Origin of the sequence: Serratia sp. FS14 (assembly GCF_000695995.1) — a bacterium.
Lineage (GTDB): Bacteria > Pseudomonadota > Gammaproteobacteria > Enterobacterales > Enterobacteriaceae > Serratia > Serratia nematodiphila.
Map to the genome: position 1 here is coordinate 2,043,625 of NZ_CP005927.1, position 20,331 is coordinate 2,063,955.

17 protein-coding genes are annotated in these 20,331 nt (G+C 59.9%); 15 read left to right on the top strand and 2 right to left on the bottom strand.

Annotated features, from left to right (window positions below; all coding sequences use genetic code 11):
- The first annotated feature begins 2 nt into the window (after positions 1-2).
- The 13 genes from lpxA to L085_RS09270 all read left to right on the top strand — a co-directional run bounded on the left by lpxA (position 3) and on the right by L085_RS09270 (position 18,640).
- Positions 3-791, top strand: a complete 789-nt coding sequence (gene lpxA / locus L085_RS09210; protein ID WP_004931964.1) for an acyl-ACP--UDP-N-acetylglucosamine O-acyltransferase — start codon at positions 3-5, stop codon at positions 789-791.
- Between the two features lie 3 nt (positions 792-794).
- The gene (gene lpxB, locus L085_RS09215) at positions 795-1,943 is read left to right on the top strand and encodes a lipid-A-disaccharide synthase (RefSeq protein WP_004931967.1); all 1,149 of its coding nucleotides are present in this window, start codon (positions 795-797) and stop codon (positions 1,941-1,943) included.
- Positions 1,940-2,533: a ribonuclease HII gene (rnhB, locus tag L085_RS09220; protein ID WP_015378890.1), complete on the top strand. Its 594-nt coding sequence runs from the start codon at positions 1,940-1,942 to the stop codon at positions 2,531-2,533. Before lpxB ends, rnhB begins: the two co-directional genes overlap by 4 nt.
- Positions 2,534-2,610: 77 nt before the next feature.
- Positions 2,611-6,099 carry a DNA polymerase III subunit alpha gene (dnaE, locus tag L085_RS09225; protein WP_004931970.1) on the top strand — a complete coding sequence of 1,163 codons (3,489 nt, stop codon included), beginning with the start codon at positions 2,611-2,613 and terminating at the stop codon, positions 6,097-6,099.
- A 12-nt stretch (positions 6,100-6,111) separates the two neighbouring features.
- Positions 6,112-7,071 carry an acetyl-CoA carboxylase carboxyl transferase subunit alpha gene (gene accA, locus L085_RS09230; protein ID WP_004931972.1) on the top strand — a complete coding sequence of 320 codons (960 nt, stop codon included), beginning with the start codon at positions 6,112-6,114 and terminating at the stop codon, positions 7,069-7,071.
- A gap of 110 nt (positions 7,072-7,181) precedes the next feature.
- Positions 7,182-9,326: a lysine decarboxylase LdcC gene (locus L085_RS09235; RefSeq protein WP_004931974.1), complete on the top strand. Its 2,145-nt coding sequence runs from the start codon at positions 7,182-7,184 to the stop codon at positions 9,324-9,326.
- Positions 9,327-9,433: 107 nt separating this feature from the next.
- Positions 9,434-9,823: a VOC family protein gene (locus L085_RS09240; RefSeq protein ID WP_015378887.1), complete on the top strand. Its 390-nt coding sequence runs from the start codon at positions 9,434-9,436 to the stop codon at positions 9,821-9,823.
- An 89-nt stretch (positions 9,824-9,912) separates the two neighbouring features.
- The gene (gene cadC / locus L085_RS09245; protein ID WP_021505645.1) at positions 9,913-11,469 is read left to right on the top strand and encodes a lysine decarboxylation/transport transcriptional activator CadC; all 1,557 of its coding nucleotides are present in this window, start codon (positions 9,913-9,915) and stop codon (positions 11,467-11,469) included.
- A gap of 370 nt (positions 11,470-11,839) precedes the next feature.
- Positions 11,840-13,183, top strand: a complete 1,344-nt coding sequence (gene cadB, locus L085_RS09250) for a cadaverine/lysine antiporter (protein ID WP_033639529.1) — start codon at positions 11,840-11,842, stop codon at positions 13,181-13,183.
- Between the two features lie 95 nt (positions 13,184-13,278).
- Complete coding sequence (cadA, locus tag L085_RS09255; RefSeq protein WP_004931982.1) at positions 13,279-15,417, top strand: lysine decarboxylase CadA; 2,139 nt, start codon at positions 13,279-13,281, stop codon at positions 15,415-15,417.
- 68 nt (positions 15,418-15,485) lie between these two features.
- On the top strand, positions 15,486-16,937 hold the full coding sequence (dtpD, locus tag L085_RS09260) for a dipeptide permease DtpD (protein WP_044030608.1): 1,452 nt from the start codon (positions 15,486-15,488) through the stop codon (positions 16,935-16,937).
- 56 nt (positions 16,938-16,993) lie between these two features.
- Positions 16,994-18,310, top strand: a complete 1,317-nt coding sequence (gene tilS / locus L085_RS09265; protein WP_044030609.1) for a tRNA lysidine(34) synthetase TilS — start codon at positions 16,994-16,996, stop codon at positions 18,308-18,310.
- Positions 18,311-18,325: 15 nt separating this feature from the next.
- A complete protein-coding gene (locus L085_RS09270) occupies positions 18,326-18,640 on the top strand; it encodes a c-type cytochrome (protein ID WP_004931989.1) in 315 nt (104 codons plus the stop codon).
- Between the two features lie 50 nt (positions 18,641-18,690).
- Here the strand turns inward: L085_RS09270 and rof are convergent, their stop codons facing one another.
- Complete coding sequence (gene rof, locus L085_RS09275) at positions 18,691-18,954, bottom strand: Rho-binding antiterminator (RefSeq protein WP_004931991.1); 264 nt, start codon at positions 18,952-18,954, stop codon at positions 18,691-18,693.
- On the bottom strand, positions 18,941-19,141 hold the full coding sequence (locus L085_RS09280) for a YaeP family protein (RefSeq protein WP_004931993.1): 201 nt from the start codon (positions 19,139-19,141) through the stop codon (positions 18,941-18,943). Before L085_RS09280 ends, rof begins: the two co-directional genes overlap by 14 nt.
- A gap of 214 nt (positions 19,142-19,355) precedes the next feature.
- On the opposite strand from L085_RS09280, the gene L085_RS09285 reads away from it, so the two are divergent.
- Both L085_RS09285 and arfB read left to right on the top strand, forming a co-directional pair.
- A complete protein-coding gene (locus L085_RS09285; protein WP_015378883.1) occupies positions 19,356-19,904 on the top strand; it encodes a YaeQ family protein in 549 nt (182 codons plus the stop codon).
- A 3-nt stretch (positions 19,905-19,907) separates the two neighbouring features.
- Entirely contained in the window at positions 19,908-20,321 is a 414-nt protein-coding gene (gene arfB, locus L085_RS09290) for an alternative ribosome rescue aminoacyl-tRNA hydrolase ArfB (protein WP_004931997.1), read from the top strand.
- The last annotated feature ends 10 nt before the right edge of the window (positions 20,322-20,331 follow it).

The window sequence follows — 20,331 nt, forward strand, 5'->3', positions numbered from 1 at the left end:
CCGTGATTGACCAAACCGCCTTTATCCATCCTAGCGCGATAGTCGAAGAAGGCGCCGTGATAGGCGCCAACGTGCATATCGGCCCTTTCTGCTACGTCGGCTCCCAGGTGGAAATCGGCGCCGGCACGGTGCTGAAATCCCACGTGGTGGTGAACGGTATTACCAAGATTGGCTGCGATAATCAGATTTATCAGTTCGCCTCTATCGGCGAAGTGAATCAGGATCTGAAATACGCGGGCGAACCGACGCGCGTTGAAGTGGGCGATCGCAACCGCATCCGCGAAAGCGTGACCATTCATCGCGGCACCGCGCAGGGTACCGGCCTGACTAAAGTGGGCAACGACAACCTGCTGATGGTCAACGTGCACGTCGCCCACGATTGCGTGGTCGGCAATGCTTGCGTGCTGGCCAACAACGCCACGCTGGCGGGGCATGTGGAAATCGACGATCACGCCATCATCGGCGGCATGACGGCGATCCACCAGTTCTGCATTATCGGCGCGCATGTGATGGTAGGCGGTTGTTCCGGTGTCGCTCAGGACGTGCCTCCTTTCGTCATCGCTCAGGGCAACCACGCTACGCCGTTCGGCGTCAACGCGGTCGGCCTGAAGCGCCGCGGTTTTGACAAGGATGAAATGCAGGCAATCCGCAACGCCTACAAAATCCTGTATCGCAGCGAGAAAACGCTGGATGAAGCGAAAGCGGAAATCGAAGCCCTGGCCAAAGAACAGCCGGTGGTGCAGCAATACCTCGATTTCTTCACCCGTTCCACCCGTGGAATCATTCGCTGAGTTATGTCGAATCGTCCATTGACTATCGGACTGGTCGCCGGAGAAACCTCCGGTGACATTCTCGGCGCCGGCTTGATCCGTGCGCTCAAGGCGCAGATCCCCGACGCGCGTTTCGTAGGCGTCGCCGGCCCGCTGATGCAGGCCGAAGGCTGCGAAGCCTGGTACGAAATGGAAGAGCTGGCGGTCATGGGCGTGGTGGAAGTGCTCGAGCGTTTGCCACGCCTGTTGAAGATCCGCAAGGATCTTACCCGCCGCTTCGGTGAGCTGCGGCCGGACGTGTTTGTCGGCATCGACGCGCCGGACTTCAACATCACGCTGGAAGGCCGCCTCAAGCAGCGCGGCATTCGCACCATCCACTACGTCAGCCCTTCCGTGTGGGCCTGGCGACAAAAGCGCGTTTTCAAAATAGGCAAAGCCACCGATTTGGTGCTGGCCTTTCTCCCTTTCGAAAAAGCGTTTTACGATCGTTTCAACGTGCCTTGCCGGTTTATTGGCCACACTATGGCGGACGCCATGCCGTTGCAGCCCGACCGGCTGGCGGCGCGCGCTCAGCTTGGCATCGCTCCGCAGGCGCGCTGTCTGGCCTTGCTGCCGGGCAGCCGCGGCGCCGAAGTCGAGATGCTGAGCGCCGATTTCCTCAAAACCGCGCAGCTGCTGCGCACCCGTTATCCCGAGCTGGAAGTGGTGGTGCCGCTGGTCAACGCCAAACGGCGCGAGCAGTTTGAGCGCATCAAGGCCGAGGTTGCACCGGATTTGACCGTACACCTGCTGAACGGGCAGGGGCGCGAAGCGATGATCGCCAGCGACGCGGCGCTGCTGGCATCCGGTACGGCGGCGCTGGAGTGCATGCTGGCCAAGTGCCCGATGGTGGTGGGCTATCGCATGAAGCCGTTCACTTTCTGGTTGGCGCAGAAGCTGGTAAAAACGCCTTACGTTTCGCTGCCGAATCTGCTGGCGGGGCGCGAGATCGTCACCGAGCTGTTGCAGCATGACTGCGTACCGGACAAACTGGCCGCCGCCGTGATGCCGCTGCTGGAAGAGAGCCCGGAAACCGACGCGCTGAAACAGACTTTCCTTACCTTGCACCAAAGCATCCGTTGCGGTGCGGACGAACAGGCCGCTCAGGCTGTGTTGGAGCTGGCGAAAGCATGATTGAACCCTTTATCTATCCCGCTGCCACGCTGATTGCCGGTGTGGACGAAGTGGGCCGCGGCCCGTTGGTCGGCGCGGTGGTCACCGCCGCCGTGATCCTCGATCCGGCGCAGCCGATCGTCGGTCTGGCGGACTCCAAGAAACTCAGTGAAAAACGCCGCCTGGCGCTGTATGACGAAATCGTCGCCAAGGCGCTCTCCTGGAGCCTGGGGCGCGCCGAACCGGCGGAAATCGACCAACTGAACATTTTGCACGCCACCATGTTGGCGATGCAGCGCGCGGTGGCCGGGTTGCATATCGCGCCGGACATGGTTTTAATCGACGGTAACCGTTGCCCGAGCTTGCCGATGCGTTCGCAGGCGGTGGTGAAGGGCGACAGCCGCGTGGCGGAGATCAGCGCGGCGTCCATTCTGGCGAAGGTCACGCGCGATCGCGAAATGGCCGAGCTGGACAGCGAGTACCCGGACTACGGTTTCGCGCAGCATAAAGGCTACCCGACCGCCTTCCACCTGGAGCGGCTGGCCGCGCTGGGCGCCACCGAGCATCATCGCCGCAGTTTCGCGCCGGTGAAAAGAGCGCTGGCGCTGTAGTCTGCGAGCCTGACCGGCTCGACGATAGCATTAACCCGGGCTCAGCCTGCTGAGCCCCTTCAATCAGGTATCTGGAGATGGCCGAACCTCGTTTTATTCACCTGCGCGTCCACAGTGACTACTCCATGATTGATGGATTGGCCAAGACGGCGCCGCTGGTGAAAAGAGCCGCCGCGTTAGCCATGCCTGCACTGGCAATCACCGATTTCACCAACCTGTGCGGGCTGGTGAAATTCTACGGCAGCGCGCACGGCGCCGGGATCAAACCGATCATCGGCGCGGATTTCCATGTGCAAAGCGAAGAGCTGGGCGATGAACTGGCTCAGTTGACGGTGCTGGCCAGCAACAACGAAGGCTACCAGAACCTGACGCTGCTGATTTCCCGCGCCTATCAGCGCGGCTACGGCGCCGCCGGCCCGACTATCGATCGCGACTGGCTGATTGAACATCGCGAAGGGCTGATCCTGCTCTCCGGTGCGCGTCAGGGCGACGTCGGCAAGTTTCTGCTGCGCGGCAACCAGGCGCAGGTGGATCAGTGTCTTGATTTCTACCAGCAGCATTTCCCGGACTGTTACTATCTGGAACTGATCCGCACCGGCCGTCAGGACGAAGAGAACTACCTGCATGCGGCGGTGGCGCTGGCCACTGAGCGCGGCTTGCCGGTGGTGGCCACCAACGACGTGCGCTTCCTGGTGGAAGATGACTTCGACGCTCATGAGATTCGCGTCGCCATTCACGACGGCTTTACGCTGGACGATCCCAAGCGGCCGCGCAACTACAGCCCGCAACAATACATGCGCAGCGAAGACGAGATGTGCGAACTGTTCGCCGACATCCCGGAAGCGCTGCTGAACAGCGTCGAAATCGCCAAGCGCTGCAACGTCACCATTCGCCTTGGCGAATACTTCCTGCCGCAGTTCCCGACCGGCGATATGAGCACCGAGGACTTCCTGGTGCTCAAATCGAAAGAGGGGCTGGAAGAGCGTCTGGAGTTCCTGTTCCCCGATCCTGAAGTGCGCGCGCAGCGCCGCCCGGAATATGACGAGCGTCTGGACGTAGAGCTGAAGGTGATCAACCAGATGGGGTTCCCCGGCTACTTCCTGATCGTGATGGAATTTATCCAGTGGTCGAAGGACAACAACGTGCCGGTGGGCCCGGGGCGCGGCTCCGGCGCCGGTTCGCTGGTGGCCTATGCGTTGAAAATCACCGACCTCGATCCGCTGGAGTTCGATCTGCTGTTCGAACGCTTCCTGAACCCGGAACGTGTCTCAATGCCCGACTTTGACGTCGACTTCTGCATGGAGAAGCGTGACCAGGTGATCGAGCACGTGGCGGAGATGTACGGCCGCGAAGCGGTATCGCAGATCATCACCTTCGGCACCATGGCGGCGAAAGCGGTTATCCGCGACGTGGGCCGCGTGCTGGGGCACCCGTACGGCTTCGTCGATCGCATTTCCAAGCTTGTGCCGCCGGATCCGGGCATGACGCTGGAGAAAGCCTTCGCCGCCGAACCGCAGCTGCCGGAAATTTACGAGGCCGACGAAGAGGTCAAGGCGCTGATCGACATGGCGCGCAAGCTGGAAGGGGTAACGCGCAACGCCGGTAAACACGCCGGGGGCGTGGTGATCGCGCCGACCAAGATCACCGACTTCGCGCCGCTGTACTGCGATGCCGAAGGGAACCACCCGGTGACCCAGTTCGACAAGAACGACGTGGAATACGCCGGGCTGGTGAAGTTCGACTTCCTCGGTCTGCGCACCCTGACCATCATTGACTGGGCGCTGGAGATGATCAACGCCCGGCGCGCCAAGACCGGGCTGGAGCCGATCGACATCGCCGCCATTCCGCTCGACGACAAGAAAAGTTTCGACATGCTGCAGCGCTCGGAAACCACGGCGGTGTTCCAGCTTGAATCGCGCGGCATGAAAGATTTGATCAAACGTCTGAAGCCCGACTGCTTCGAAGACATGATCGCACTGGTGGCGCTGTTCCGTCCGGGGCCGCTGCAGTCGGGCATGGTGGATAACTTCATTGACCGCAAACACGGCCGTGAAGAGATCTCCTACCCGGACATTCAGTGGCAGCACGAGTCGCTCAAGCCGGTGCTGGAGCCGACCTACGGCATCATCCTGTATCAGGAACAGGTGATGCAGATTGCCCAGGTGCTGGCCGGCTATACGCTGGGCGGCGCGGACATGCTGCGTCGTGCGATGGGTAAAAAGAACCCGGTCGAAATGGCCAAGCAGCGCGGCGGCTTTGAAGACGGCGCCAAAGCGCGCGGCATCGACGGTGAACTGTCGGTGAAAATCTTCGACCTGGTGGAGAAATTCGCCGGTTATGGCTTCAACAAATCGCACTCCGCCGCCTATGCGCTGGTGTCGTACCAGACGCTGTGGCTGAAGGCCCACTACCCGGCCGAGTTTATGGCGGCGGTGATGACCGCCGATATGGACAACACCGACAAAGTGGTGGGGCTGGTGGACGAATGCTGGCGCATGGGGCTGAAGATCCTGCCGCCGGACATCAACAGCGGCCTGTATCACTTCCACGTCAACGACGACGGCGAGATCGTGTACGGCATCGGCGCCATCAAGGGCGTAGGGGAAGGGCCAATCGAGGCGATTATCGAGGCGCGCAACAGCGGCGAACAAGGTTACTTCAAAGACCTGTTCGATCTCTGCGCGCGCTCCGACATCAAGAAACTGAACCGCCGCATTCTGGAAAAACTGATCATGTCCGGGGCGTTCGATCGCCTTGGGCCGCATCGCGCCGCGCTGATGAATTCGCTCGGCGACGCGTTGAAAGCGGCGGATCAGCATGCGAAAGCCGAAGCTATCGGCCAGGTGGATATGTTTGGCGTGCTGGCGGAAGCGCCGGAGCAGGTAGAGCAATCCTACGCCAATATCGCGCCCTGGCCGGAGCAGGTGGTGCTGGACGGTGAACGGGAGACGCTGGGGCTGTACCTGACCGGCCACCCGATCACCCAGTACCTGAAGGAGATCGAACGTTACGCCGGTGGCCAGCGTTTGAAAGACATGCACCCGACGGATCGGGGCAAAATGACTACCGCCGTTGGGTTGGTGGTCGCCGCGCGGGTGATGGTGACCAAGCGCGGCAACCGCATCGGCATCTGCACGCTGGATGACCGTTCGGGCCGTCTGGAAGTGATGTTATTCACCGAAGCGTTAGAAAAATACCAGCATTTGTTGGAAAAAGACCGTATCCTTATCGCCAGTGGACAGGTCAGCTTTGATGACTTTAGCGGCGGGCTTAAAATGATGGCCCGCGAGGTAATGGACATCAGTGAAGCCCGGGAAAAATACGCTCGCGGGCTTGCTATCTCGCTGACTGACAGGCAAATTGATGACCAGCTTTTGAACCGTCTCCGTCAGTCGTTGGAACCCCATCGATCGGGGACGATTCCAGTGCATCTCTACTATCAACGGGAAGATGCGCGAGCCAAGCTGCGTTTTGGCGCAACCTGGCGCGTGACGCCCACCGACCGCTTGTTGATCGACTTGCGGACGTTGGTAGGCAATGAGCAGGTGGACTTGGAATTTGACTAAAATAGGAATGCTATGAGTCTGAATTTTCTTGATTTTGAACAGCCGATTGCAGAGCTGGAAGCGAAAATTGACTCGCTGACTGCAGTCAGCCGTCAAGACGAAAAATTAGATATTAATCTGGACGAAGAGGTTCAGCGCCTGCGTGAAAAGAGCGTTGAGCTGACGCGCAAGATTTTTGCCGATCTTGGGGCCTGGCAGATTGCCCAATTGGCACGCCACCCGCGCCGTCCTTATACCCTGGATTATATCAAACACATCTTTACCGACTTCGAAGAGTTGGCGGGCGATCGCGCTTACGCTGACGACAAAGCGATCGTCGGTGGCATTGCGCGCCTGGATGGCCGCCCGGTGATGATCATCGGGCACCAGAAAGGCCGTGAAACCAAAGAGAAGATCCGCCGCAACTTCGGCATGCCGGCGCCGGAAGGCTACCGCAAGGCGCTGCGCCTGATGGAAATGGCCGCACGCTTCAAGATGCCGATCATCACCTTTATTGATACCCCGGGCGCTTATCCAGGCGTGGGCGCGGAAGAACGCGGCCAGTCGGAAGCTATCGCGCGCAACCTGCGTGAGATGTCGCGTCTGAACGTGCCGGTCATCTGCACCGTCATCGGCGAAGGCGGCTCCGGCGGCGCGCTGGCGATCGGCGTGGGCGACAAGGTGAACATGCTGCAGTACAGCACCTACTCGGTGATTTCGCCGGAAGGCTGCGCCTCCATCCTGTGGAAGAGCGCCGATAAGGCCCCGCTGGCCGCAGAAGCGATGGGCATCACCGCACCGCGTCTGAAAGAGCTGAAGCTGATCGACTCGGTGATCCCGGAGCCGCTGGGTTCCGCGCACCGCGACGTGCCGGCGATGGCCGCCGCGCTGAAAGCGCAGCTGCTGGCCGATCTGAAAGATCTGGATGGTCTGAACGACGAAGAGTTGCTCAACCGCCGTTACCAGCGTCTGATGAACTACGGCTACTGCTGAGTTCTGTGCTTCGCTGCAAGAAACCGCCTCCGGGCGGTTTTTTTTGGCTACACACCGCCGGATTTTCGTGGTGTTATAGAGACTTGGCCGTTAACTGACAGGAGCTGCCGATGAATATCATCGCCATCATGGGCCCGACGGGCGTCTACTACAAAGATGAGCCGATTCGCGAGCTCCACGCTGCGCTGGCCGCCATGGGATTCCAGCTGGTGTACCCCAAAAACAGCGGTGATCTGCTGAAGCTGATCGAAGCCAACGCCCGCATCTGCGGGGTGATCTTCGACTGGGACGACTACAGCCTGGAGCTGTGCAGCGAGATCAACGAGCTGAACGAATACCTGCCGCTGTACGCCTTTATCAATACCCACTCCACCTTCGACGTCAGCCTGCATGAAATGCGCATGGTGCTCTATTTCTTCGAGTACGGCCTGAATGCGGCGGACGACATCGCGCAGCGCATCCAGCAGTACACCGCGGAATACATCGACACCATCACGCCGCCGCTGACCAAGGCGCTGTTCAACTATGTGCGCGAAGGCAAGTACACCTTCTGCACGCCGGGCCACATGGCCGGCACCGCGTTTCAAAAAAGCCCGGTAGGCTGCCTGTTCTATGACTTCTTCGGCGCCAACACCCTGAAGGCCGACATCTCGATTTCGGTTACCGAGCTCGGTTCGCTGCTGGATCACACCGGGCCGCACCTGGAGGCCGAAGAGTATATCGCGCGCACCTTCAACGCCGAGCAGAGCTATCTGGTCACCAACGGCACCTCCACCGCCAACAAGATCGTCGGCATGTATTCGGCGCCGGCGGGCAGCACGGTACTGATCGACCGCAACTGCCACAAATCGCTGTGCCACCTGCTGATGATGAGCGATATCGTGCCGATCTATCTGCGCCCGCTGCGCAACGCCTACGGCATCCTCGGCGGGATCCCGCAGCGCGAATTCACGCGCGAGAGCATCGCAGCCCGGGTGCAGGCGACGCCGAACGCCACCTGGCCGGTGCACGCGGTGATCACCAACTCCACCTATGACGGCCTGTTGTACAACACCGACTACATTAAGCAGACGCTGGAGGTGCCATCGATCCACTTCGACTCCGCCTGGGTGCCTTACACCAACTTCCATCCGATTTACGACGGCAAAAGCGGCATGAGCGGCGAGCGGGTGCCCGGCAAGGTTTTCTACGAAACCCAATCCACCCACAAGCTGCTGGCCGCCTTCTCGCAGGCCTCGATGATTCATATCAAGGGTGACTACGATGAGAGCACCTTCAACGAAGCCTACATGATGCACACCACCACTTCGCCGCACTACGGCATCGTGGCGTCGATGGAGACCGCTGCCGCCATGCTGCGCGGCAACCCGGGGCGGCGTTTGATCAACCGTTCGGTGGAGCGCGCGCTGCATTTTCGCCGAGAGGTGCAGCGGCTGCGCGAGGAGAGCGACAGCTGGTTCTTCGATATCTGGCAGCCGGAAGAGATCGATGAGGCGCAGTGCTGGCCGCTGGATCCGGACGATAACTGGCACGGTTTCGGCCAGACCGATCGCGATCATATGTACCTCGATCCGATCAAGGTGACGATCCTGACACCGGGCATGAATGAGCTGGGCGCGCTGGAAGAAGAGGGGATCCCGGCGGCGCTGGTGGCGAAGTACCTCGACGAACGCGGCATCGTGGTGGAGAAGACCGGGCCGTACAACCTGCTGTTCCTGTTCAGTATCGGCATCGATAAAACCAAGGCGATGAGCCTGCTGCGCGGCCTGACCGACTTCAAGCGCGCCTACGATCTCAACCTGCGGGTGAAGAACATGCTGCCGGATCTGTACGCCGAAGATCCGGATTTCTATCGCCATATGCGCATCCAGGATCTGGCCGCCGGCATTCATCGCCTGATCCGCCAACACGATCTGCCAGGCCTGATGCAGCGGGCGTTCGACGTGCTGCCGGAAATGAAGCTGACGCCGCACCAGATGTTCCAGGAGCAGGTGCGCGGCAATGTCGAAACCTGCGAGCTGGATCAGTTGGTGGGCAAGGTGGCGGCCAATATGATCCTGCCTTATCCGCCGGGCGTGCCGTTGGTGATGCCGGGGGAAATGATCACCGAAGAGAGCCGGGCGGTGCTCGATTTCCTGCTGATGCTATGCTCGATCGGTGAGCGCTATCCCGGTTTTGAAACCGATATCCACGGCGCCAAACTGACGGAAGACGGGTGCTATCTGGTGAAGGTGCTGAAAGCCCCGCAGCCATAAGGCCATAACGCGCCTGGCGGTTTGGCAAGATAAGCCGGGCTTTTTCATTGACGGCATCGCCGCCGCCGGATACCGTGCCCCATCAGAATGAACTGGGGAGGGTTTCTATGCTGGCATTACGTCAGGTGCACCACATCGCGATCATTGGCGCGGACTACGCCGCCAGCAAGCGTTTTTACTGCGACATTCTCGGGTTTACCTTGCTGAGCGAAGTCTACCGTGAGGAGCGCGGCTCCTGGAAAGCGGATCTGGCGCTCAACGGGCAATACACCATCGAGCTGTTTTCTTTCCCCTCGCCGCCGGCTCGCGTCAGCCGCCCGGAGGCCTGCGGCCTGCGCCATCTGGCGTTCAGCGTCGACGACATCGATCAGGCTATCGCTCATCTGCAGGCGGCCGGCGTTGCCTGCGAACCGGTGCGTGTCGATCCCTACACCCAATCCCGCTTTACCTTTTTCAGCGATCCCGATGGTTTACCGTTAGAATTATACGAGAGTTAACGGCTTAATCGCCTCCCGGCGGCCACAGCCGGGGGCGGTTATGCTATGATCGCGCCCTTGCCCTACATGCCTACAGAGTTATTTCCGCCATGCAAGAGCCTGCTTTTCGCGTCGGGGAGTGGCTGGTTACTCCTGCCGACAACACCATCAGCCGCGATGGTCGCCAGAAAACGCTGGAACCGCGCCTGATCGACATGCTGTGCTATTTCGCCCGGCACCCCGACGTGGTGCTGAGCCGCGACGAGCTGATCGACAACGTCTGGAAGCGCAATATTGTCACCAACCACGTGGTGACCCAATGTATTTCAGAGCTGCGCAAGTACCTGAAAGACGGCGACAGCGATAGCCCGGAATACATTATCACCGTGCCCAAGCGCGGGTATAAGCTGGCGACGTCGGTGATCTGGTGTGAAGAGGGGGAGACACAACCCGCGATTGCACCGGCGCCGCAGATCGCGGTGATCATGCATGAGCCGGAAGACGGCAGCGATGATGAAGAGGATACGCCCTATGTGCCGCCGCGCCGGGCAAGCGTGCCGGCTGCCGCGCCCGGCGAGAAGAAGCCGCATTTTTATCGCCGCTCGACGTTCTGGGTGTGGCTGGCGTTTCTGAGTGCGCTAAGCGTCTGCGTGGCGTTTGTCGGCATCGCCACGCTGTCGCAGCGCGTGCCGGTATCGACCATGCCGGTGCTGCTCAACCCGCGCGATATCGATATCCGCATTCAGGGCGGCGAGAGCTGCAGCAACTGGATGCCGCAGCTCTCTTACGTGGTGGGCGTCAGCGAGCTGATTACCGATTCGTTGAACACTTACTCGACCTTCCTGGTGCACGACCAGACCAACTACAACTATTCCGGCCCCAGCAACTCGGGCAAGTCGCTGTATATCGAGTTCGTCAATCAGCGCCACTACCGCGCCCAGCAGTGTTTCCTCTCCGTGCGGCTGGTGGATAACGCTGACAGTTCGATCATGTTGGACAAGCGTTACTTCATCACCGCCGATAACCAGCTGAAGATCCAGACCGACTTCCTCGCCAGCCTGTCCGCGGCGCTGAAGCAGCCTTGGCCGCCACAGCTGGAGCAGCGTCTGGCGCAGTTGCTGCCCGACAACGGGCCGTTGCTGCAGCGTTTCTACCAGGCGCATCAGTTGCTGATCCGCGGTGACGCCGATTCGTTGACCCGCGCCAGCGCCCAGCTGAGCGAGCTGATTAACAGCGCGCCGAACTTCCGCTATCTGCTGGCTGAAAAAGCGTTGGTGGATCTGCTGCGCAATTCTTATCAACCGTTCGACAGCCCGGCCTTGGGGCAATTGCGCGCCGATATCAGCCATCTGGCGGCGATCCCCGAATTGAAAAACACGCCGATCATGCAGCAAGTTCTGGCGGTAGATGCCTTGACGCAGGGGCGCATTGACGAGGCGCACCGGGCGATCGATCTGGGGATTGAATTGCAAATGTCGTGGCTGAATTATGTGCTGCTGGGCAAGGTGTATGAAATGCAGGGGCAGAATCATTTGGCGGCCGACTCTTATATTACCGCCTTCAATCTTCGCCCCGGTGAGGATACCTTGCATTGGATCACCAATGGCGTATTCCAGACGTCATTGACCAACGTGGTGCCTTATTTAAATAACTATCAGCGCCAATAATTAACCCAATATCACGCCGCTCTTATTCTTCGGGGATCATGGCGGCGTTATTTATTGGTGAAGTCATGTTGCATGAATGTATTATTTTGCTGCGCGATATTATCTCTTTTTTGCCATTTGTTATGCGTTATTAACCTTGTCATCTTTTTGTTTTTAAATGATGTTTATCTTTTCTTTAGCCTGTCTTTTTATCTTGATGTGTTAATAAAAAACCTCAGGTTATCATTTGTATGATCATGAGCGTAATCTCACTTTATCTTTAGGACTTTATTCCCCCCGATGGTTAGCATCCTGACTATCAAGCCGGCTCATTAAAATCTTTTATTTATGGGCATGGCTTATAAGAAACGTAAATCAGGAGAAACTGACCATGGCTTCACCCAAGAAAATAGGGCTTATTGCCTGCACCGGCGTCGTCGCCGGTAATATGATGGGGAGCGGGATTGCCTTATTGCCCGCCAACCTGGCGAGTCTCGGATCCATCGCCATTTGGGGATGGGTGATCTCGATTATCGGGGCGATGTCGCTGGCTTATGTGTATGCCCGCCTCGCCACCAAAAACCCACAGCAGGGCGGCCCTATCGCCTACGCCGGTGAAATTTCCCCGGCCTTCGGTTTCCAGACCGGCGTGCTTTATTACCATGCCAACTGGATCGGTAACCTGGCCATCGGCATTACCGCCGTTTCTTATCTCTCCACCTTCTTCCCGGCGCTGAACAACCCGGTGCCCGCCGGCATCGCCTGTATCGCCATCGTGTGGGTCTTCACCTTCGTTAACATGCTGGGCGGAACCTGGGTCAGCCGTTTGACCACCCTGGGCCTGGTGCTGGTGCTGATCCCGGTGATCGTGACCGCCACCCTCGGCTGGCACTGGTTTGACGCCGCCACCTACCAGGCTAACTGGAATACCTCCGGCACCACCGACAGCCATGCGGTCATCAAAAGTATCCTGCTGTGCCTGTGGGCGTTCATCGGCGTGGAATCCGCGGCGGTCAGCACCGGCATGGTGAAAAACCCGAAACGCACCGTACCGCTGGCGACCATGCTCGGCACCGGTCTGGCGGGCATCATCTACATCGCCGCCACCCAGGTGATCAGCGGCATGTTCCCGGCGTCTGAAATGGCCGCCAGCGGCGCGCCGTTCGCCATCAGCGCCTCGGCGATTATGGGCAACTGGGCCGCACCGATGGTTTCCGCCTTCACCGCCTTCGCCTGCCTGACCTCGCTCGGTTCGTGGATGATGCTGGTCGGCCAGGCCGGGGTGCGCGCCGCCAACGACGGCAACTTCCCGAAAGTGTACGGCGAGCTGGATAAAAACGGCATTCCGAAGAAAGGCCTGCTGCTGGCCGGTTGCAAAATGACCGCGCTGATGGTGCTGATCACCCTGATGAGCTCCGCCGGCGGCAAAGCGTCCGACCTGTTCGGCGAGCTGACCGGTATCGCGGTGCTGCTGACCATGCTGCCTTACTTCTACTCCTGCGTAGACCTGATCCGCTTTGAAGGGGTCAACGTGCGCAACCTGCTGAGCCTGATCGCTTCAGTGTGCGGCTGCGGCTTCTGCTTCATCGCGCTGATGGGCGCTAACTCTTTCGAACTGTCCGGCACCTTTATCATCAGCCTGATTATCCTGATGTTCTACGCCCGGAAAATGAATACCCGCCAGGCTGCCAACGCAGCGGCGGTCGATGAAAACACCACGGCCAAAGCGCACTGATTCGCGTCCGCTGACCGACTGAATTTACCCAGCCCCTTTCTTTCCGACCTGTCAGCCGCGACGGGAAGGGGCTTGCTTTGCCAGGAGAAATGCATATGAACGTTATCGCCATCATGAATCACATGGGTGTCTACTTTAAAGAAGAGCCTATCCGTGAACTGCATCAGGCGCTGGAAAGTCTGGATTTCCGCATCGTTTACCCTAACGATCGCGAAGACCTGCTGAAACTGATCGAGAACAACGCCCGTCTGTGCGGGGTGATCTTCGACTGGGACAAATACAATCTGGAGCTGTGCGAAGAGATCAGCCAGCTGAACGAATACATGCCGCTGTACGCATTCGCCAACACCTATTCCACGTTGGACGTCAGCCTGAACGATCTGCGCATGCAGGTGCGCTTCTTCGAATATGCGCTCGGCGCGGCAACCGACATCGCCGCCAAGATCAAACAGAATACCGACGAGTATATCGACACCATCCTGCCGCCGTTGACCAAGGCGCTGTTCAAATACGTGCGCGAAGGCAAATACACCTTCTGTACGCCGGGCCATATGGGCGGCACCGCGTTCCAGAAAAGCCCGGTCGGCAGCCTGTTCTACGATTTCTTTGGCCCGAACACCATGAAGTCGGATATCTCGATTTCGGTGTCCGAACTGGGGTCGCTGCTGGATCACTCCGGCCCGCACAAAGAGGCGGAAGAGTATATTTCTCGCGTGTTCAACGCCGAACGCAGCTACATGGTCACCAACGGCACTTCCACTGCCAACAAGATCGTCGGCATGTATTCGGCGCCGGCGGGCAGCACGGTGCTGATTGACCGTAACTGCCACAAGTCGCTGACTCACCTGATGATGATGAGCGACATCACGCCGATCTATTTCCGCCCGACCCGCAACGCTTACGGCATCCTCGGCGGCATTCCGCAGAGCGAGTTCCAGCGCGCCACCATCGCCAAACGCGTGAAGGACACCCCGAACGCCACCTGGCCGGTGCACGCGGTGATCACCAACTCCACCTATGACGGCCTGCTGTACAACACCGACTTTATCAAGAACACCCTGGACGTGAAGTCTATCCACTTCGACTCCGCCTGGGTGCCTTACACCAACTTCCATCCGATCTATAAAGGCAAGTGCGGCATGAGCGGCGGCCGCGTGGAGGGCAAGGTGATCTATGAAACCCAGTCCACTCACAAACTGCTGGCGGCCTTCTCGCAGGCGTCGATGATCCACGTGAAGGGCGACATCAACGAAGAGACCTTCAACGAAGCCTACATGATGCACACCACCACTTCGCCGCACTACGGCATTGTGGCCTCGACCGAAACCGCTGCGGCGATGATGAAAGGCAACGCCGGCAAGCGCCTGATCCACGGTTCTATCGAACGCGCGATCAAGTTCCGTAAAGAGATCAAACGCCTGAAAGTCGAATCCGACGGCTGGTTCTTCGACGTCTGGCAGCCGGAGCATATCGATGAGCCGGAATGCTGGCCGCTGCGCTCCGACAGCGCCTGGCACGGTTTCAAGAACATCGACAATGAACACATGTATCTGGATCCAATCAAGGTCACCATTCTGACGCCGGGGATGAGCAAGGAAGGCGAGATGCAGCCGTTCGGCATCCCGGCCAGCATCGTGGCGAAATACCTCGACGAGCGCGGCATCATCGTCGAGAAAACCGGGCCGTACAACCTGCTGTTCCTGTTCAGCATCGGTATCGATAAAACCAAGGCGCTCAGCCTGCTGCGCGCGATGACCGACTTCAAACGCTCGTTCGACCTGAACCTGCGGGTGAAAAACATGCTGCCTTCGCTGTATCAGGAAGCGCCTGATTTCTATGAAAACATGCGCATTCAGGATCTGGCGCAGAACATTCACCGCCTGGTGGAGCAACACAACCTGCCGGACCTGATGTACCGCGCATTCGAAGTGCTGCCAACCATGGTGATGAACCCGTATCAGGCGTTCCAGAAAGAGCTGCACGGCGAAGTGGAAGAGGTCTATCTGGAAGAGATGGTCGGTAAGGTCAACGCCAACATGATCCTCCCATACCCGCCGGGCGTGCCGCTGGTGATGCCGGGCGAGATGCTGACCGAAGAGAGCCGGCCGGTGCTGGAGTTCCTGCAGATGCTGTGCGAAATCGGCGCGCATTATCCGGGCTTTGAAACCGACATTCACGGCGCCTACCGTCAGGCGGACGGACGTTATCGGGTGAAAGTGCTGAAGGCGAAATAACCGCAGCCAAAAACAGGGGAGGCGCTCGCGCTTCCCCTTTGTCGTTCACCGACTGATGGGAGACCACCATGAAAACACCCTCACAGCCGCGCGCAATCTACTATGTCGTAGCGATACAAATTTGGGAATATTTCAGCTTTTACGGCATGCGTGCGTTACTGATCCTCTATCTGACCCACCAACTCGGCTATACCGACAGCCACGCCATCGATCTCTACAGCGCTTACGCTTCGTTAGTTTACGTCACTCCTATTTTGGGCGGCTGGCTCGCCGACCGCCTGCTGGGCAACCGCGTCGCGGTGATCGCCGGCGCGGCGCTGATGACCCTGGGGCATATCGTGCTCGGCCTGAGCGCGGTCTCCGCCCAGTCGCTCTATCTGGCGCTGGCGATCATCATCTGCGGTTACGGCCTGTTCAAATCCAATATCAGCTGCCTGCTGGGCGAGCTTTACCCGGCGCAGGACTCGCGCCGCGAAGGGGGCTTCTCGCTGCTGTACGCCGCCGGCAACGTCGGTTCCATTTTGGCGCCGATCGCCTGTGGGTTGGCGGCCGAGCGCTATGGCTGGCACGTCGGCTTTGCGTTGGCCGGGATCGGCATGTTCGCAGGCCTGGTGATTTTTCTGCTGGGCGGACGCCATTTCCGCCACACTCGCGGCGTGAATGCCCCGCTGATGCGCGCCAGAAGCCTGGGCCTGCCGCACTGGGGCTGGCTGTTGGCGGCGCTGTTGGCGTCGCCGCTGTTCTTCACGCTGCTGTTTGAACGCGGCTGGGCCGGCTATTTGCTCGGGTTGGTGTGCGTGGCGGCGGTGGCGCTGGTGGCGCGCATTATGCTGCGTGCGGACGCCGGCCAGCGGCGGGGGCTGTGGCAGATCATCGTACTGATGCTGCTGGGCACGCTGTTCTGGGCTTTTGCCCAGCAGGGAGGTAGCTCCATCAGCCTGTTTATCGATCACTTCGTCGACCGGCGCTGGTTCGGCTGGACGGTGCCGACCGCGCTGTTCCAGTCGGTTAACGCCTGCGCGGTGATGCTGGGCGGCGTGGCGCTGGCCTGGCTGGCGAGCGGCGGTGGCGCGGGCGACCGGACGCTGCGCATCTGGTGCAAGTTCGCCTTCGGTCTGCTGTTGATCGGCGTCGGCTTTATGCTGATGGCGCTCAATACGCGGCTGCACGGGCCGGGTTCGATGGGGCTGATGATCGCCGGCCTGGCGGTGATGGGCTTCGCCGAACTGTTTATCGATCCGGTGGCGATGGCGCAGATCACCCGGCTGAATATCCCCGGCGCCACCGGCGTGTTGACCGGTATCTATATGCTGGCGACCGGTTCGATCGCCAACTATCTGGCGGGCATCATCGCCAATCAGACCGCCGAAGACCACATCGAGGGGGCGGCGATGCAGGCGTATGGCCGCATTTTCGCCCAGATCGGCTGGGGGGCGGCCGGGTGCGCGCTGGCGGTGATCGCGGTGCTGGGCGGCTGGTGGCTGCTGACGCGGCGCCAGGCCCGGACGGTTAATGCTTGATTGATGGCGGTAGGCGGGGTTAACGTGCAGCTATGTAGAAGTGACAAAGCCTACCGATGGATACTGATCAATTAACGACGCAGGTAGCGGACCAACTGGGCGCGCAGCAGCGGCTGCTGGTGGCGTTCAGCGGCGGCCTGGATTCCAGCGTGCTGCTGCATCTGCTGGCGACGTTGCGCAGCCAGCGTCCGGCGCTGCAGCTGCGTGCGCTGCACGTGCATCATGGCCTGAGCGCCTTTGCCGACCGTTGGGTTGAGCATTGCCGCAGCCGATGTGCCGAGTGGCGGATCCCGCTGACGGTGACGCACGTGCAGGTGGATGCCCGCCAGGGCGGCATCGAAGCGGCGGCGCGTGCGGCGCGCTATGCCGCTTTCAGCGCCGCCCTGGCGGAGGGAGAAGCGCTGCTTACCGCCCAACACCTTGACGATCAAAGCGAAACTTTCCTGTTGGCGCTCAAGCGCGGCAGCGGGCCGGCGGGGTTGTCGGCGATGGCGGCGCGCGCCACGCTGGGCGAGCACTTGCTGTTGCGGCCGTTGCTGGGCTGCTCGCGTCAAACGCTGGAAAGCTACGCGCAGCGCCACGCCTTAAGCTGGATAGATGACGACAGCAATCAGGACACGCGCTTCGATCGCAATTTCCTGCGTTTGCAGGTTTTGCCGCAGCTCAACCAGCGCTGGCCGCACTTCGCTTCGGCGGTGGCGCGCAGCGCCAGCCTGTGCGCCGAGCAGGAGCAGCTGCTGGACGAACTGCTGGCGGAACCGCTGCAAAGCCTGTTGGCGGCGGATCGCTCATTGGCGATCGACGGCCTGACCGACTGTTCGCCGGTACGGCGTTTCGCTTTGTTGCGGCGCTGGATCGCGTTGTTTAACGTCACTATGCCGGCGCGTGAGCAGCTACAGCGCCTGTGGGAGGAGGTGGCACTCAGCCGGGAAGACGCCGAACCGCAGCTGCAGCTCGGCGCCTATCAGATCCGCCGTTTCCGTGACCGACTGCACCTGCTGCCGCCGCTGGCGGCGCTGCGCGATGTGCATCTGCCCTGGCGGCCTGACCAGCCGCTGACGTTGCCGGACGGGCTGGGGCAGTTGGTTGCCGGTGAGGGCGATCTGGCGCTGCGCGCGCCGCAGCCAGCGCAGCGGATCAGCATTCGTTTCGGCGGCGTGCAGGGCGCGGTGCGCATCGTGGGGCGCGCCCATTCGCGGCCGATAAAAAAACTGTGGCAGGAGCTGGGTATTCCTCCCTGGCAGCGTGAACGCATCCCGTTGATTTATTATGATGAGCAGCTGATCGCCGCGCTGGGCGTATTCGTCTGTGAGGCGGGGCAGGTGCCGGAAGGCGAACGCCCGTGGCGGCTGCGCTGGGAAAAAAAATCATAATCGCGAGGAGCACTGATGAAGTTAGTGGGGATCACGCTGTTGGCCGCCGGCCTGTTCAGCCTGCCGGCGTTGGCGGCGGGGGATGCGGCCGCCGGTCAGGCCAAAGCCGCCGCCTGTGCGGCGTGCCACGGCGCGCAGGGCAAGGTGACGGTGCCGATGTACCCGAATCTCGCCGGGCAGAACGCCATGTACCTGCAGCACGCGTTGCAGGCGTATAAGAAAGGGGAGCGCAACGGCGGCCAGGCCGAGGTGATGAAAGCCTATGTGTCGGGATTGTCGGATGACGATATCGCCGATCTGGCGGCTTATTACGCCAGCCTGAAGCCCTAAATGACGAGGGCAGCCGTTGGGCTGCCCTGTTGGGATGGGGTTACCGCTGCTCAGTCCGACAGACTGACGACCACGGTACCGATTTCCGGATGACTGAAACTGCTGATATGGTCCAGACGCAGGTCGCGCTGCTGGCCGTTCTGTTCGATGGTCAGATACTCAACGCGTTTCTTTTGCAGCAGGTCGATCGCCTTGGCCTCGATCACTTCTCCGTCGCGTAACTCCAGCTTCAGAATAAGTTTATGCTGACAGGCGAGTTCCAGGTTGTCGTAGTCATCGCAATTGATGGGTTGGTACTCATCATTCATCAACATAGTCGCTCACCAATAAGTTAGCGGCGGCAAAGGCCGCCTGTTCCCTAACGGAGGACGGTAGCGCGTCGTTCGCTGCGACATCGTCCAATGCCTTTAACGCACAAGCCAGCGCATCAGGCACGTAGCCAAGATCTCCACTGCCAATCTCGGCGTAAGTACGGCGTACTAACTCACAGTATTGTTGCACAGTTTCCTCCCTTAAGAACCTCTGCATCATCAAGACCGCTCTCGCGATGAGGCGCAGGCTCTCGGAGTTTTATCCTATCCTAGACGACTATAGCACAGCTGTTATGGAGTTATCAGCACCCCGACACGCCTTTCGTTCTGCGCCGAGCCGGGCTGCGCTGGCGGCGTTCACCCCTGATCAAGTACACTGTCGCCGAATAACAACGAGGTCACCCATGGCGCTGAAAGCAACCATTTATAAAGCCGCGGTCAATATCGCTGATATGGATCGTCACTTCTATCACGACGCCACGCTGACGCTGGCGCAACACCCGTCCGAAAATGAACAGCGCATGATGCTGCGCCTGTTGGCCTGGATCTGCCATGCTGACGAGCGGCTGGTGTTCACCAAAGGGCTGAGCGCCGACGATGAGCCGGAGATCTGGCAGCGCAACGACCATAACGGGCTGGAAATGTGGATCGAGATGGGGTTGCCTGACGAGAAGCGCATTCGCAAGGCCTGCAACCAGTCGCCGCGCGTGGTGTTGTACGCTTACGGCGAGCGCGCCGCGCACGTTTGGTGGCAGGCGATGCAGGGCAAAGTGGCCGGTTACAAGAACCTGAGCGTACGCTTCCTCGACGACGAGCAGCTGGCGCGGCTGACGGCGTTGGCCAGCCGCACCATGACGCTGCAGGCGACGCTGCAGGAAGGAACTATTTGGCTGTCCGATGCTCAGAATAGTCTGGAAATCCAATTTGCCGAGTGGCAGCGGGCACAGGTGTGACCGGTGCTGGAACTGTCAAGAAACGTCGCCATACCGGATAATGAGCTGGAATTGACGGCGATCCGCGCGCAGGGCGCGGGCGGCCAGCACGTGAACAAAACCTCAACGGCGATCCATTTGCGCTTTGACATCCGGGCATCTAGCCTGCCAGAGTATTATAAGGAAAGGCTGCTGGCGCTGAATCATCATTTAATTACCGCCGATGGCGTGGTGATTATCAAGGCGCAAGAGTATCGCAGTCAGGAATTGAATCGCGAAGCGGCGTTGGCCAGGCTGGTCGCGTTGATTCAGCAGGCGATGGTGGTGGAAAAAACGCGCAAGGCGACCAAGCCGACGAAAGGAGCGAAACTGCGTCGCCTGGAAGGCAAGACGCGTAAAGGCGCCACCAAGGCGCTGCGCGGCAAGGTTCGCACTTAGGAATACATGA